This window comes from Enterococcus sp. DIV1444a (assembly GCF_051712125.1).
In the GTDB taxonomy this organism is placed as follows: Bacteria; Bacillota; Bacilli; order Lactobacillales; family Enterococcaceae; genus Enterococcus; species Enterococcus faecalis.
Genome location: NZ_JBIOOG010000001.1, coordinates 163972 through 179267, shown reverse-complemented (window position 1 = coordinate 179267; position 15296 = coordinate 163972). Strand labels below are relative to the sequence as shown.

22 protein-coding genes are annotated in these 15296 nt (G+C 39.1%); all 22 read right to left on the bottom strand.

Features of this window, described 5'->3' with window-relative positions; translation table 11 throughout:
* Positions 1-9: 9 nt before the first annotated feature.
* Positions 10-549, bottom strand: a complete 540-nt coding sequence (rplE, locus tag IGI87_RS00870) for a 50S ribosomal protein L5 (RefSeq protein WP_002356213.1) — start codon at positions 547-549, stop codon at positions 10-12.
* Positions 550-574: 25 nt separating this feature from the next.
* Positions 575-886, bottom strand: coding sequence for a 50S ribosomal protein L24 (rplX, locus tag IGI87_RS00865; RefSeq protein ID WP_002356212.1), 312 nt, complete (start codon positions 884-886; stop codon positions 575-577).
* Between the two features lie 35 nt (positions 887-921).
* On the bottom strand, positions 922-1290 hold the full coding sequence (gene rplN / locus IGI87_RS00860) for a 50S ribosomal protein L14 (RefSeq protein WP_002356211.1): 369 nt from the start codon (positions 1288-1290) through the stop codon (positions 922-924).
* Positions 1291-1347: 57 nt separating this feature from the next.
* Positions 1348-1614 (bottom strand): 30S ribosomal protein S17, encoded by a 267-nt coding sequence (gene rpsQ / locus IGI87_RS00855; protein ID WP_002359348.1) that lies wholly within the window; start codon positions 1612-1614, stop codon positions 1348-1350.
* Between the two features lie 23 nt (positions 1615-1637).
* Entirely contained in the window at positions 1638-1826 is a 189-nt protein-coding gene (gene rpmC, locus IGI87_RS00850) for a 50S ribosomal protein L29 (RefSeq protein WP_002383858.1), read from the bottom strand.
* Positions 1816-2250 (bottom strand): 50S ribosomal protein L16, encoded by a 435-nt coding sequence (gene rplP, locus IGI87_RS00845; protein ID WP_002356208.1) that lies wholly within the window; start codon positions 2248-2250, stop codon positions 1816-1818. Before rplP ends, rpmC begins: the two co-directional genes overlap by 11 nt.
* A 2-nt stretch (positions 2251-2252) precedes the next feature.
* Complete coding sequence (rpsC, locus tag IGI87_RS00840) at positions 2253-2909, bottom strand: 30S ribosomal protein S3 (RefSeq protein WP_002356207.1); 657 nt, start codon at positions 2907-2909, stop codon at positions 2253-2255.
* Positions 2910-2975: 66 nt separating this feature from the next.
* Positions 2976-3323 (bottom strand): 50S ribosomal protein L22, encoded by a 348-nt coding sequence (gene rplV, locus IGI87_RS00835; protein ID WP_002356206.1) that lies wholly within the window; start codon positions 3321-3323, stop codon positions 2976-2978.
* A gap of 21 nt (positions 3324-3344) precedes the next feature.
* Entirely contained in the window at positions 3345-3623 is a 279-nt protein-coding gene (gene rpsS, locus IGI87_RS00830) for a 30S ribosomal protein S19 (protein ID WP_002356205.1), read from the bottom strand.
* A 42-nt stretch (positions 3624-3665) separates the two neighbouring features.
* Positions 3666-4496 carry a 50S ribosomal protein L2 gene (gene rplB / locus IGI87_RS00825; RefSeq protein ID WP_002356204.1) on the bottom strand — a complete coding sequence of 277 codons (831 nt, stop codon included), beginning with the start codon at positions 4494-4496 and terminating at the stop codon, positions 3666-3668.
* A gap of 39 nt (positions 4497-4535) precedes the next feature.
* Positions 4536-4826, bottom strand: a complete 291-nt coding sequence (locus IGI87_RS00820) for a 50S ribosomal protein L23 (RefSeq protein ID WP_002356203.1) — start codon at positions 4824-4826, stop codon at positions 4536-4538.
* Complete coding sequence (rplD, locus tag IGI87_RS00815; RefSeq protein WP_002356200.1) at positions 4826-5449, bottom strand: 50S ribosomal protein L4; 624 nt, start codon at positions 5447-5449, stop codon at positions 4826-4828. The genes IGI87_RS00820 and rplD overlap by 1 nt, the downstream gene beginning before the upstream one ends.
* Before the next feature lie 25 nt (positions 5450-5474).
* Positions 5475-6104: a 50S ribosomal protein L3 gene (rplC, locus tag IGI87_RS00810; protein WP_002356199.1), complete on the bottom strand. Its 630-nt coding sequence runs from the start codon at positions 6102-6104 to the stop codon at positions 5475-5477.
* A 21-nt stretch (positions 6105-6125) separates the two neighbouring features.
* Positions 6126-6434 (bottom strand): 30S ribosomal protein S10, encoded by a 309-nt coding sequence (gene rpsJ, locus IGI87_RS00805; RefSeq protein WP_002389727.1) that lies wholly within the window; start codon positions 6432-6434, stop codon positions 6126-6128.
* A 348-nt stretch (positions 6435-6782) separates the two neighbouring features.
* Entirely contained in the window at positions 6783-7949 is a 1167-nt protein-coding gene (locus IGI87_RS00800; protein WP_033596649.1) for an SAM-dependent methyltransferase, read from the bottom strand.
* 271 nt (positions 7950-8220) lie between these two features.
* On the bottom strand, positions 8221-9045 hold the full coding sequence (gene thiD / locus IGI87_RS00795; RefSeq protein ID WP_002364530.1) for a bifunctional hydroxymethylpyrimidine kinase/phosphomethylpyrimidine kinase: 825 nt from the start codon (positions 9043-9045) through the stop codon (positions 8221-8223).
* Between the two features lie 95 nt (positions 9046-9140).
* Positions 9141-10088: a trypsin-like serine peptidase gene (locus IGI87_RS00790; RefSeq protein ID WP_104855115.1), complete on the bottom strand. Its 948-nt coding sequence runs from the start codon at positions 10086-10088 to the stop codon at positions 9141-9143.
* The gene (locus IGI87_RS00785) at positions 10078-10299 is read right to left on the bottom strand and encodes a hypothetical protein (protein WP_104858663.1); all 222 of its coding nucleotides are present in this window, start codon (positions 10297-10299) and stop codon (positions 10078-10080) included. The genes IGI87_RS00790 and IGI87_RS00785 overlap by 11 nt, the downstream gene beginning before the upstream one ends.
* A 284-nt stretch (positions 10300-10583) precedes the next feature.
* On the bottom strand, positions 10584-11771 hold the full coding sequence (gene tuf / locus IGI87_RS00780; protein ID WP_002356194.1) for an elongation factor Tu: 1188 nt from the start codon (positions 11769-11771) through the stop codon (positions 10584-10586).
* 150 nt (positions 11772-11921) lie between these two features.
* A complete protein-coding gene (fusA, locus tag IGI87_RS00775; RefSeq protein WP_002356192.1) occupies positions 11922-14003 on the bottom strand; it encodes an elongation factor G in 2082 nt (693 codons plus the stop codon).
* 83 nt (positions 14004-14086) lie between these two features.
* Positions 14087-14557, bottom strand: a complete 471-nt coding sequence (gene rpsG / locus IGI87_RS00770) for a 30S ribosomal protein S7 (RefSeq protein WP_002356191.1) — start codon at positions 14555-14557, stop codon at positions 14087-14089.
* A gap of 55 nt (positions 14558-14612) precedes the next feature.
* Positions 14613-15026: a 30S ribosomal protein S12 gene (rpsL, locus tag IGI87_RS00765; RefSeq protein ID WP_002356190.1), complete on the bottom strand. Its 414-nt coding sequence runs from the start codon at positions 15024-15026 to the stop codon at positions 14613-14615.
* Between the last annotated feature and the right edge of the window lie 270 nt (positions 15027-15296).

Here is a 15296-nt window from a genome sequence, read left to right as displayed (position 1 = left end):
CTCCTTATATTATTTTTGGAATGGCATACCTAATTGTGCCAACAATTCGCGAGACTCTTCGTCAGTGTTCGCTGTTGTAACAATTACGATGTCCATACCGCGTACTTTATCTACTAAATCATAATCAACTTCTGGGAAGATTAATTGTTCTTTAATACCTAAAGTATAGTTACCACGACCATCGAAAGCTTTTTTGCTGACACCGTGGAAGTCACGTACACGAGGTAAAGAAACTGTTACTAATTTATCTAAAAATTCGTACATTCTTTCGCCGCGTAGCGTTACTTTCGCACCGATTGGCATTCCTTCACGTAAACGGAATCCAGCGATAGATTTTTTAGCTTTTGTGATAAGTGGTTTTTGACCAGTGATTAATGCTAATTCTTCAACAGCTTTGTCTAAGTTTTTAGCATTTGATACTGCATCACCCACACCCATGTTGATAACGATTTTATCAACTTTAGGTGTTTGCATAACTGAGCTGTAATTAAATTTTTCCACCAATGATGGTGTTACTTCTTTAATATATTTTTCTTTCAGGCGGTTCATTCAGTAAGCCCTCCTTCCGCAATTTTTATTTATCTAAAACTTCACCTGTTTTTTTAGAAACGCGGACTTTTTTGCCGTCGACTTCTTTAAACGCAACTTTAGTAGCTTCTCCGTTTGAAGGATCAATCACCATTACATTAGAAACATGAATTGGCGCTTCCACTTCAAGGATTCCACCTTGTGGGGCTGCTTGGTTTGGTTTTTGGTGTTTTTTAACGACGTTGACACCTTCAACGATAACTTTATCTTGTTTAGGAAACGCTGCTAAGACAACGCCTTCTTTGTTTTTATCTTTACCAGTGATAACTTTTACTTTATCGCCTTTTTTAACAAACATTACTGTTTCGCACCTCCTTTAACGTGGGCTCGAGATTATAATACTTCTGGTGCTAGAGAAACGATCTTCATGAAGTTGTTTTCACGTAATTCACGTGCAACTGGTCCGAAGATACGTGTTCCGCGTGGGCTTTTATCGTCACGGATAATTACCGCAGCATTTTCATCAAATTTGATGTAAGAACCGTCAGCACGACGAGCGCCAGATTTTGTACGAACGATAACGGCTTTAACTACTTCACCTTTTTTAACAACCCCACCTGGCGTTGCTTGTTTGACAGTAGCAACAATAACGTCACCGATGTTAGCAGTTTTACGACCAGATCCGCCTAGGACTTTGATCGTTAAAATTTCACGTGCGCCAGAATTGTCAGCGACTCTTAAACGACTTTCTTGTTGGATCACGATGTGTATCCCCCTTTCAGATTTTGTGCTTCAATCTATTAGGAAATTCTCGTTTTATTAGATAATAACTGCTTCTTCGACTACCTCTAGTAAACGGAAACGTTTTGTAGCTGATAATGGACGAGTTTCCATGATTTTTACGATGTCTCCAACTTTCGCTGTGTTGTTTTCATCATGCGCTTTATATTTTTTAGAATATTTCATACGTTTGCCATAGATAGGGTGGTTTTTCTTTGTTTCAACGACAACTGTGATTGTTTTATCCATTTTGTCTGATACCACGCGACCTTGGTAAACTTTACGTTGATTTCTTTCTTCAGTCATACGCGTTTGGCCTCCTTCCACTATTAGTTAGCTTGTTCACGCAATACTGTTTTGATGCGTGCAATCGATTGACGTACTTCTTTAATACGTGCAGTGTTTTCTAATTGACCTGTTGCTAATTGGAATCTTAAGTTGAACAATTCTTCTTTTAATTGTTTTTCTTTATCTAGCATTTCGGCAGTGGTTAATTCTCTGATTTCTTTAACCTTCATTCGATTCACCACCCATTTCCTCACGTTTTACGATCTTAGTTTTTACCGGCAATTTGTGAGATGCAAGACGAAGAGCTTCACGAGCTACTTCTTCAGGAACGCCTGCGATTTCAAACATGATTTTACCACGTTTAACTGGTGATACCCAGCCTTCAGGTGCCCCTTTACCTTTACCCATACGTACGCCGATAGCTTTACTTGTGTAAGACTTGTGAGGGAAAATTTTAATCCATACTTTCCCGCCACGTTTCATGTAACGAGTCATTGCAATACGGGCTGCTTCGATTTGACGGTTAGTAATCCAGTGAGATTCAGTTGCTTGTAAACCCCATTCACCAAATGCTACTTCTTTTCCGCCTTTAGCTTCACCGCGCATTTTTCCGCGGAATTCACGACGGTGTTTTACACGTTTAGGTACTAACATGATTATTTCCCTCCTTTCTCAGTGTTTTTTTTCGTTGGAAGAATTTCTCCACGATAGATCCACACTTTAACTCCTAGTTTTCCGTAAGTAGTGTCCGCTTCTTCCCATGCGTAATCAATGTCCGCACGTAATGTGTGAAGTGGTACAGTTCCTTCAGAGTATCCTTCTGAACGAGCGATATCCGCACCGTTTAGACGACCTGATACTTGAGTTTTGATTCCTTTAGCGCCAGCACGCATTGCGCGTTGGATCGCTTGTTTTTGAGCACGACGGAAAGCAACACGGTTTTCTAATTGACGTGCAATTCCTTCGCCTACTAATTTTGCATCTAAATCTGGTTTTTTGATTTCAACGATGTTGATGTGAACTCGTTTGCCAGTTAATTTGTTTAATTCTTTTCTTAGGTTTTCGACTTCAGATCCGCCTTTACCGATAACCATACCTGGTTTAGCTGTGTGAATTGAAATGTTAACACGGTTTGCAGCGCGTTCGATTTCAATTGTAGATACAGCAGCATCAGCAAGTTTTGTTGCGATAAATTTACGGATTCTTAAATCTTCGTGTAAGAATTCAGCATACTCTTTTTCAGCATACCATTTCGCATCCCAGTCGCGGATGATGCCTACACGCATTCCAATTGGATGTACTTTTTGACCCACTGATTGTCCCTCCTCTTAAATGTTTAAGCTCTGTTTTCATAAAGAAAACAGCCTATTTCATGAGACTTATTTCTCTGTTACAACTACTGTGATGTGACTAGTACGTTTGTTGATTGGTGAAGCTGAACCTTTTGCACGAGGACGGAAACGTTTCATTGTTGGTCCTTCGTTAACAAATGCTTCAGATACGACTAAGCTTTCAACGTCTAAGTCAAAGTTGTTTTCTGCGTTAGCAACTGCTGACATTAAAACTTTTTCAATGATTCCAGCAGACTTGTTCGGTGTGAATTTCAAGATTGAAATTGCATCCGCAACGCTTTTCCCTCTGATAAGATCGATTACTAAACGTGCTTTACGAGGTGAAGTGCGAACTGTTTTTGCAGTTGCTTTAGCTGATGTAATTTGTTCTGACATTTGCATATCCTCCCCTCAAAATTAGCGTTTAGTTTTTTTATCGTCAGCAACGTGGCCACGATAAGTTCTAGTTGGTGCAAATTCACCTAATTTATGTCCTACCATGTCTTCTTGAATGTAAACAGGGACATGTTTCCGTCCATCATATACAGCGATTGTGAAACCTACGAATGATGGAAAAATTGTAGAGCGGCGAGACCAAGTTTTAATTACTTTTTTCTTTTCGGCACCTTGTTGTGCTTCGACCTTTTTCATCAAATGATCATCGACGAAAGGTCCTTTTTTTAAACTACGACCCATGGTGAACCTCCTCTCAAAATGTACGACACATGGTCAAAAAAATTATTTAGTACGACGACGAACGATAAGTTTGTCTGATTTAGCTTTTTTATTACGTGTTTTGTATCCAATTGCTGGTTGACCCCATGGAGATACTGGTGCTTTACGTCCGATTGGTGTTTTACCTTCACCACCACCGTGTGGGTGATCGTTAGGGTTCATTACGCTACCACGAACAGTTGGGCGTTTACGCATCCAACGAGAGCGGCCAGCTTTACCAATGTTGATTAATTCGTGTTGTTCGTTACCAACTGAACCGATTGTTGCACGGCAAGTTGCTAAGATCATACGAACTTCGCCAGAGTTTAAGCGGATTAATACGTATTTGCCTTCTTTACCAAGTACTTGCGCGCTTGTTCCAGCTGAACGGATTAATTGTCCACCTTTACCAGGTTTCATTTCAATGTTGTGGATAACTGTACCGACTGGAATGTTTTCCAATGGTAATGCGTTACCTACTTTAATATCTGCTTCTGGACCAGATACTAGGCGCATGCCTACTTCTAATCCTTTTGGTGCTAAGATGTATGCCTTAACCCCGTCTTCGTAATGAACTAACGCGATGTTAGCAGAACGGTTTGGATCGTACTCGATCGTTTTAACAACCGCTGCGACGTTATCTTTATTACGTTTGAAGTCAATCACACGGTATTGACGTTTGTGACCGCCACCTTGGTGACGAACCGTAATGCGACCGTTGTTGTTACGACCGGCATTGTTTTTTAATGGCTGTAACAATGATTTTTCTGGTGTTGAAGTTGTGATTTCAGCGAAATCAGAACTTGTCATGTTACGACGTCCATTTGTGGTAGGTTTGTACTTTTTAATCGCCACGTCTTATTTCCCTCCTACGTTGATATTGTTCAGGACTGCTTATTCAGCAGCTTCGAATAATTGAATTTCTTTTGAATCTTCAGTTAATGTAACGATCGCTTTGCGACGTTTTTTTGTATAACCTGCATATTTACCCATGCGTTTAAATTTTGGACGCACGTTTAAGATGTTTACGTTTGCTACTTTAACATCGAATGCTGATTCAACAGCTTGTTTTACTAAAGTTTTGTTTGCGCGAGTGTCCACTTCGAAAGTATATTTCTTTTCGTCCATAGCTAACATGGATTTTTCAGTGATCACTGGGCGTTTGATTACGTCTAGTAATTCCATTATGCAAGCACCTCCTCAATTTGAGTAAGAGCTGTTTGTGTTGCCAAGACTTTGTTAGCTGACACAACATCTAACACACTAACGTTATCAGAAGTTACTACAGAAACGTTTGGTAAGTTACGAGCTGATAAAGCTGCAAAGTCGTTACCATTTTCTAAAACAACTAATACTTTAGTATCGATAGACAAGTTAGCAAGAACTTGTTTGAATTCTTTTGTTTTTGGTGCATCGAAGCTTAAACCTTCTACTGCTACCAAGTTATTTTCAGCAACTTTATCTGATAATACAGATTTCATTGCTAAGCGACGAACTTTTTTAGGAAGTTTGTAGCTGTATGAACGCGGTGTTGGTCCAAAGACTACGCCACCTCCACGCCATTGTGGTGAACGGATTGAACCTTGACGAGCACGACCAGTTCCTTTTTGACGCCATGGTTTGCGGCCACCGCCACGAACAGCGCTACGGTTTTTAACTGCGTGTGTTCCTTGTCTTAATGAAGCACGTTGCATGATGATTGCATCATAGACAACACTTTCATTAGGTTCGATTCCGAAGATTTCTTCATTTAAAGTGATTTCACCGTTTTGAGTTCCATCTTGTTTGAATAATGCTACATTCGGCATTCCTTAGTTCCTCCTTTCCCTACACTTATTTAGCTTTCACAGCTGATTTGATTGTGATTAAAGATTTTTTCGCTCCAGGAATGTTTCCTTTGATTAAGATAACATTTCTTTCTACGTCCACTTTAACAACTTCAAGGTTTTGAATTGTTACGCGGTCGCCACCCATACGGCCGGCTAGTCGTTTATTTTTAAATACACGGTTAGGCGCTACTGGACCCATTGACCCAGGACGACGGTGATAACGAGAACCATGAGACATAGGTCCGCGGCTTTGGCCGTGACGTTTGATTGCCCCTTGGAATCCTTTACCTTTCGTAGTACCTGTAACATCAACAACGTCTCCTGCTTGGAAAACATCTACTTTGATTTCTTTACCTACTTCATATTCTCCTAGCTCAACATTCTTGAATTCTTTAATGAAGCGCTTAGGAGCCGTGTTTGCTTTTGCAACATGACCTTTCGCAGGTTTGTTTGATAAAACTTCACGTTTGTCTTGGTAACCAACTTGGATAGCTTCGTATCCGTCAGTTTCAACAGTTTTTACTTGTAAAACCACGTTTGGCGTAGCTTCAACTACTGTTACTGGAATTAATTCACCAGACTCAGTAAAGATTTGTGTCATTCCCACTTTTTTCCCTAAGATTCCTTTGGTCATGAGTACACCTCCATCTTAATTTTATAGTTTGATTTCAATATTAACACCAGACGGTAAGTCAAGCTTCATTAGAGCGTCAACTGTTTTTGGTGTTGGGTTCACAATGTCAATTAGACGTTTGTGAGTACGCATTTCGAATTGTTCGCGAGAATCTTTGTATTTATGAGTCGCACGAATAACTGTGTAAAGTGAGCGTTCTGTTGGTAATGGAATCGGACCTGATACGTCAGCTCCAGTTCTTTTTGCTGTTTCCACAATTTTATCCGCTGATTGATCTAAAATACGGTGTTCATACGCTTTTAAACGGATACGAATTTTTTGTTTTGCCATCTTGTTCCCTCCTTCGCCTATTTTAAAAGTAGACATAGCTCCACGAAAATTTATCCGGCATGCTCGTTCATGGCAAAGCGTCCGAGCGTGTCGCAACCTCTCGCTTCACAGCCGGCAAATCAAATCGTTGATCTACCAATGCTTTTTACACTCCTGTAAACAGCACCTTTTTGATTATACTATGAAAGGATAGTGTTAGCAAGGATTTTCTGTGTTTTTTTGAAAGAATTTTTTCTTGTTTTGAAAAGTATTTGTTTTGTTTTTCAATTCTTTTCATTCTATTTTTATAAAAAAAGAATTTGGGCTTCCTCTTTTACCAGAAGCCCAAATTCTCTCTTTTTTATTCTATTAACCAATCCGGCGCATTGGAATATCATTGTTATCTGGATGAACCAATAAATATTGAATAACATCAATATTGCTTGCTTGGAATGAGGCTGCACATGCTTGCAAATATAAGTCCCACATTCGATAGAAGCGCTCACCTTTTTCGTCAACAATTTCTGCTTCTATATTATGGAAGTTTTTTGTCCAATGTTCCAATGTCAATTGATAATCTCTGCGCAAACTTTCCAAGTCGATCACTTGTAAGTCATTTTCTGTCATATGGCCGACTAACTCAGTGACACCAGGAATATAGCCACCTGGGAAAATATAACGATTAATCCAAGCATTTTTAGCCCCACCTTGTTGGCGACTGATCCCATGAATCAACGCCGTACCTTTAGGCGCTAAATTTCGCTGAACGACATCAAAATATTCATGTAGATTTTCTGCACCGACATGTTCAAACATCCCGACACTCGTAATATGGTCAAAAGGCTCTCCTTTTAAATCACGATAATCCATCAATTTGACAGTCATTCGATCTTGTAGGCCTTCTTTTTCTATAATATGGCGAATATGATGAAATTGTTCTTCACTTAATGTAATCCCAGTTGCTTTTGCTCCGTATTCTTTCACCGCAGTTAAAATTAACGTGCCCCAGCCGCAGCCAATATCCAGTAAAGTGTCACCTTCTTTGATAAACAATTTATCTAAAATATGATGAACTTTATTTACTTGTGCTTGCTCTAAAGTATCTTCAGGCGTTTTAAAATAGGCGCACGAATACGTCATTGTTTGGTCAAGCCATTTTTTGTAAAAATCATTCCCCAGATCGTAATGGCTGTGAATATCCTCTTGCGAACGTTTTTTTGAATGACTTTCTTTAGGAAGCCATTTAATAAATTTAGCATTGTGTAAAAAGCTATCCTTTTGGTTATACACATCATAAATCAGCGCTTGGATATCGCCTTCGATTTCAATTTTGCGATCCATGTAGGCTTCCCCTAAAGTTAACGAAGCGTTATTCAGTAAATCCTTCACAGGAATTTTTTCATTGAATACAATTTTAAAAACCGGATCCCCCGACCCTTGCCCATACTCTTTGACGGTACCATCCCAGTATGTGACTTGTGTCTTTTTTGAAAAAGACCATTTAAACAGTTGACTGTACGTTTCTTTTTCTAACATTGCATTCCCTCCATTAAATACCATTTGAAGCCAAAACAAAAAGAAGTCGCTTTCCGGTAGTTCGTCAAAACAAACACCACAGTCCGTTCTAAACTGAAGCACAGAAAAGTTAACACCCCTTCTATGTTCCGCTTCTTTTTTTGCAATTACAGTTCTATTCTACTCCTCTTTTAAAAATTTGAACATTCTTTTAACGTAATACCTACTATTGTTATTCTTTATCACAAAAAAACTAGAGCCAGTCCTTGACAGACTCCTCTAGTTCTATACATTATGCTTTCTTACGCATCCGTTGTTCCGCATGGGTGTAAGCGCCATGCCACACGTGCCCCACATAAGGATTAACTTGAATACCATGTTTAATCGCCGCTGCTACAAATTTTTTCGCTAAAGTTACTGCTTCTAACACCGAATAACCTTTCGCCAAACCAGCTGTGATCGCCGCTGAAAAAGTACAACCTGCACCATGATTATAATCAGTAGGATATAGTTCATTTTCCAAAAGATGCGCGGTGTGACCATCATAAAATAAGTCCAGTGCTTTCTCTCCAGCTAAGCGATGTCCTCCTTTAACCACGACATGTTTGGCTCCCATTTGTACAATTCGTTTTGCCGCTTCTTCCATCTCCGCCACGGAAGAAATTTCGCCTAATCCAGATAAGATACCCGCTTCAATTAAATTAGGCGTGGCAACTAATGCTAATGGCAGTAAATCGTTTTTTAAGCCTTCCACACTTTTGGGTTGCAGAATTTGTGCCGTTCCCTTACAAGCAATGACTGGGTCAATCACGACTTTTTGAATTTTTTCTTGTTTAATGTATTTGCTAGCCATTTTAATATTTTGTTCATTGCCCATCATCCCTGTTTTCAAGGCCGCTACTGGACCGCCTGCAAAAACCGAAATCAATTGTTTTTCTAAGAGCGTTTCTGGCAATTCAGTCACTTCATGCGACCAGCCTGTCGTAGGATCCATCGTCACAATCGAGGTTAAACTTGAAAATCCAAAAACTCCATACTCTTCAAATGTTTTTAAATCTGCTTGAATCCCTGCCCCTCCAGTTGAATCGGAGCCTGCAATCGTCAATACTTTTTCCATTAAATCACCTAACCTTTTTCTCCAAGTATACTGAAGAAACAAGTCTGCTAAAACAGCCAATTGGCTTATTTTTTAGCCAGCCAATTTCTAAATCATTACCAACTTCTAGCTGAATTCATTATATTAAATAACGAGCGATCAATTCGCTCACCTTGATTATAAGACCCATAAGAATTTGTATGAATCGCCAAAGCACGATAGCTTCCCGAACTATATCGATAAACAGGAGCACCGCTTTGACCTCCTGTTGTATCTATAGAATAATTCGTCTTACTACTACCGCTACCTGTAATCCGACCACTAGAAGTCCACATTTGATTTTGTCGTTCTCCAGGATATCCCCTAACAGTCACTGTTGTACCTACTTGACTTCCTGTAGACCACTCCGCTCCTAAATACCCTGTTTTGTAACCTACATTACTTGAAAATCTAAGCATTCCCCAATCATAATTTGAATCTTCAGTCGCAATATATTTTGTATCGGTAAATAGACTCGTAGCATAATAAACACCTAATGGATTATAAGAATCGTTTTTCCTAGGATAAAATGCTACACTTCTAGCCCAGCCTCCATCTCTTTTAGAATACACACAATGCCCTGCTGTAATTGCTACTTTATTACCATACATCCAACCTGTCCCTACATACGTTTGTCCATTAGGAAAAGTCATAACCATTTTCCCAATAGTACTATTAGGAAAACTGACTGTGTTAGTTATTCTTGTTCTTGTATCGGCACCTATTATTTGCCTATCAGAACGTTCCTTAGAAATACCTTCAGGCACAAAACTATTTGTCTCATAATCCATTCTTGCCCTAGCAGAAATGGGCAAAGGCTGCTCAACTTCAATATTAGTTTCTAAATCATAAGAACTGATCCCAGAAGCTGATAATTCATTAGAAACATTTATATCTACAGCACTTGGCACCAACGGCTCCACTTCAGCATAACCCTGGACAGGAATAAGAAAACAAACACTAAAAACAAAACCCATACTTATAACTAATAACCTATTCATTTTCATAGAAAAATTAACTTCCATTTTTTATAATACTTTCAACTTTTTCAAATCTAGCAGGAGATGTCTCACTAACAACTCCCTCAACTTCTAAAGAAATACTATCTCCTTTTTTTAATATTTGGTTATTAAATTCAACTCTATCTTCTTTATATACAATATATAAAGAACCAAATTTATCTTCAAAAATTATAGAATCTTCAGAAACCTCAGTTACAACACCATCAATTTTCACCTGCTTATGCGCTTCTACCAAAAAAAATAAACTACTCACAAAAACACAACCAACTACTAATAAATAAACTATTTTTATAATTAAACCTCCACCTTTCCATTTCTTTCACTATACCATGCTATGAATCCGATTTCAAAAAAGTTTTTTTATTACCTAATTTTTTTTAATCATAGTTATATATTTGAAATAGCTACGTAAAAAAAAGACCAGAGAATAAATTCTCTGGTCTTACGTCCGAATACCCCAGTTTTTTACGCTGGTTAAAACTATAGTTAAAAAGTTAATTATTTAACGATTTCAGTAACAACGCCTGAACCTACAGTACGTCCGCCTTCACGAATAGAGAAACGAGTTCCGTCTTCGATAGCGATTGGGTGAATTAATTCAACGTCCATAGCAACGTTATCACCAGGCATTACCATTTCAGTACCTTCTGGCAATTCTACAACACCAGTAACGTCTGTTGTACGGAAGTAGAATTGAGGACGGTAGTTAGTGAAGAATGGAGTGTGACGTCCGCCTTCTTCTTTTGATAATACGTATACTTCAGCTTTGAATTTTGTGTGTGGAGTGATTGTAGCTGGTTTAGCTAATACTTGTCCACGTTCGATATCTTCACGTGCTACACCACGTAATAAAGCACCGATGTTGTCGCCTGCTTCAGCGTAGTCTAATAATTTACGGAACATTTCAACACCTGTAACAGTTGTTTTAGATGTTTCGTCTTTAATACCAACGATTTCAACTTCGTCACCAACGCGAACTTCACCACGTTCAACACGGCCTGTAGCAACAGTACCACGTCCAGTGATTGAGAATACGTCTTCGACTGGCATCATGAATGGTTTGTCAGTATCACGTTCTGGAGTTGGGATATATTCGTCAACTGCAGCCATTAATTCTAAGATTTTTTCTTCATAAGACTCGTCGCCTTCTAAAGCTTTCAAAGCAGAACCTGCGATAACTGGAACATCATCGCCTGGGAAATCGTATTCTGATAATAAGTCACGAACTTCCATTTCTACTAATTCTAATAATTCTTCGTCATCAACCATATCCATTTTGTTTAAGAATACAACGATGTATGGTACACCAACGTTACGTGATAATAAGATATGTTCACGTGTTTGAGGCATAGGACCATCAGCAGCAGAAACTACTAAGATAGCTCCGTCCATTTGAGCAGCACCAGTGATCATGTTTTTAACGTAGTCCGCGTGTCCTGGGCAGTCAACGTGTGCATAGTGACGAGTTTCAGTTTCATATTCGATATGAGAAGTGTTGATTGTGATTCCACGTTCTTTTTCTTCTGGAGCGTTATCGATAGAATCGTAGCTTTGTGCTTCCCCGCCACCGTGTTTTGATAATACAGTAGCAATTGCAGCTGTTAATGTAGTTTTACCATGGTCAACGTGTCCGATAGTACCAATGTTAACATGGGATTTAGAACGGTCAAATTTTTCTTTTGCCATTTTGAATGTTCCTCCTAAAAATATAAATTTTATTGTTTGTTTTATATGTGATAGACGTTACTAAAAACCGTCTGATCATCATAAGCTATTTTACACGAAATCTTGAAAAAAGGATAGTTCTAAAAACAAACCTTTTATTCTCAAGGAAAATTATGCGTTGCCGCCGTTTTTCTTGATGATTTCTTCTTGAACAGACTTAGGTACGTCTTCATAGTGGTCAAATACCATCATAAATGTACCGCGTCCTTGTGTTGCTGAACGTAATGTTGTAGCATAACCAAACATTTCAGCTAAAGGTACCATCGCATTAACGATTTGAGAGTTACCGTGTGCTTCCATACCTTCAACACGTCCACGACGACTTGTTACGTGTCCCATGATATCACCTAAGTAATCTTCAGGAACAGTAATTGTAACTTTCATCATTGGTTCTAAAATAACTGGGTTTGCATTTTTAGCCGCAGCTTTCAATGCCATAGAAGCAGCTACACGGAAGGCCGTTTCATTTGAATCGACATCGTGGTATGAACCATCGTAAAGTTTTGCTTTGATATCAACTAATGGATAACCAGCAAGAACACCGTTGTTCATAGAGTCTTCTAACCCTTTTTCAACTGCTGGGATGTACTCACGAGGAACCACACCACCGACAATTGCGTTTTCAAACTCGAAGCCTTTACCTTCTTCATTTGGTGTAAATTCAACCCATACGTGACCGTATTGTCCTTTACCACCAGACTGACGAACGAATTTACCTTCTGCTTTAGTCGCAGCACGGAATGTTTCGCGGTAAGATACTTGAGGAGCACCTACGTTAGCTTCAACTTTGAATTCACGTTTCATACGGTCTACTAAAACGTCTAAGTGCAATTCACCCATACCAGAGATAACTGTTTCACCAGTTTCAACGTTTGTTTCAACGCGGAATGATGGATCTTCTTCAGCAAGTTTTTGTAGAGCCACGCCCATTTTATCTTGGTCAGCTTTTGATTTAGGTTCAACAGCGACTTGGATAACTGGATCAGGGAATTCAATAGATTCAAGAATAACTGGTGCATCTAATGCACATAATGTATCACCAGTTGTTGTGTCTTTCAGACCAACAGCAGCAGCGATATCACCAGAGTACACTTTGTCAATTTCTTGACGAGTGTTGGCGTGCATTTGTAGGATACGACCGATACGTTCTTTTTTGCCTTTTGAAGCGTTCAATACGTATGAACCACTTTCAAGGACACCAGAATAAACACGGAAGAAAGTTAAACGACCTACGAATGGGTCAGTCATAACTTTAAATGCTAATGAAGCGAAAGGTGCTTCGTCATCAGCTGGACGAGTTGTTTCTTCGTCTGTTTTAGTATCGATCCCTTTGATAGCATCGATATCTAATGGAGATGGTAAGTAATCAAGAACAGCGTCCAACATTAATTGAACCCCTTTATTCTTGAATGCTGAACCAGCTAATACAGGGAAGAACTCAACGTTGATTGTTGCTTGACGGATACCAGCGACTAATTCTTCTTCAGTGATTTCTTCACCTTCAAGATATTTCATCATTAAGTCTTCGTCAGTTTCAGCAACAGCTTCAACTAATTTTTCGCGCCATTCTTGCGCTTTTTCTAAATAATCTTCAGGAATATCAGTTTCTTGAATATCTGTTCCCAAATCATTTGTGTAGATTTCAGCTTTCATTTTAATCAAGTCAATGATTCCAGTGAAGTCTTCTTCAGCTCCGATTGGAATTTGAATTGGATGAGCGTTTGCTTGTAAACGATCATGTAATGATTCTACTGAATAGAAGAAGTCCGCACCGATTTTATCCATTTTGTTACAGAATACAATACGAGGAACTTTATATTCAGTCGCTTGACGCCAAACTGTTTCTGTTTGAGGTTCTACACCTGATTGAGAGTCAAGAACTGTTACCGCACCATCTAATACGCGTAGAGAACGTTGTACTTCAATTGTGAAGTCCACGTGTCCTGGAGTATCGATGATATTTACACGGTAGCCTTTCCACTGTGCAGTTGTCGCAGCGGATGTAATCGTGATACCACGTTCTTGTTCTTGTTCCATCCAGTCCATTTGTGAAGCACCTTCATGGGTTTCACCGATTTTATGGATTTTACCAGTGTAGTACAAGATACGCTCAGTTGTTGTTGTTTTACCAGCATCAACGTGGGCCATGATACCAATGTTACGAGTTTTTTCAAGTGAAAATTCTCTTGCCATTTTGTATGTTTACTCCTCTCTTTATTTAAATCGATTGTAAATTGACTTTCTGCTGCCACTTTACGCGACAGACAGAGAGGATCTTACCAACGATAATGAGCAAATGCGCGGTTTGCGTCTGCCATTTTGTGTGTGTCTTCGCGTTTTTTAACAGAAGCGCCAGTGTTGTTAGCAGCATCCATGATTTCTTTCGCTAGACGTTCTTCCATTGTGTGTTCACCACGTAGACGTGCGTAGTTAACTACCCAACGTAAACCTAAAGTTGTACGACGTTCTGGACGAACTTCAACTGGTACTTGGTAGTTAGAACCCCCAACACGACGTGCTTTAACTTCAAGAACAGGCATAACGTTTTTCATTGCTTGTTCAAAAACTTCCAATGGATCGTTACCTGTAGATTCTTTGATGATATCAAATGAATTATAGATAATGTTAGCAGCAATCCCGCGTTTACCGTCAACCATTACACGGTTGATTAAGCGAGTTACTAATTTTGAGTTATAAATTGGATCTGGTAAAACATCACGTTTTGCAACAGGACCTTTACGAGGCATCCGTAACTCCTCCTTCCGAAATATGATTTTTCAAGTTGTTATTGTCTTATTATAATTAAGCTTTAGGACGTTTTGTACCGTATTTAGAGCGGCTTTGTTTACGGTCGTTAACACCGGCAGTATCAAGCGCACCACGAACGATATGGTAACGTACCCCTGGTAAGTCTTTTACACGTCCACCACGTAATAATACCACGCTGTGTTCTTGTAAGTTGTGACCGATACCTGGGATATAAGCTGTAACTTCGATTAAGTTTGACAAACGAACACGGGCATATTTACGTAAAGCTGAGTTCGGTTTTTTAGGTGTCATCGTACCCACACGTGTACAAACTCCACGTTTTTGCGGAGAGTTAACGTTTGTTTGAGTTTTCTTAAAACTGTTATATCCTTTGTTTAAGGCTGGTGAATCAGATTTTTCTACTTTAGATTTACGAGGTTTACGTACTAATTGGTTAATTGTAGGCATTCCTTGTTCTCCTCCTTCCTTACTTCGCTTCTAGTTCCACACATCCAGGTGGTTCTTTTTTCGCGATAAAAAATAATGCAATCTCTGCACTCTTTATCAAATATGCTTTGATAGACAGTCAGCACGTCCCTATAAGGAACCTGTAGATAAAGCACCTTTGTTAGGATACCACGATAAGTATCAGCTGTCAACCCTCTTCTTTCACCTTTTGTAAAAAAGCTTTTCCTTCTATTTAAACGTACTTTTCCTTTAAAAATTTTTATGACTTTT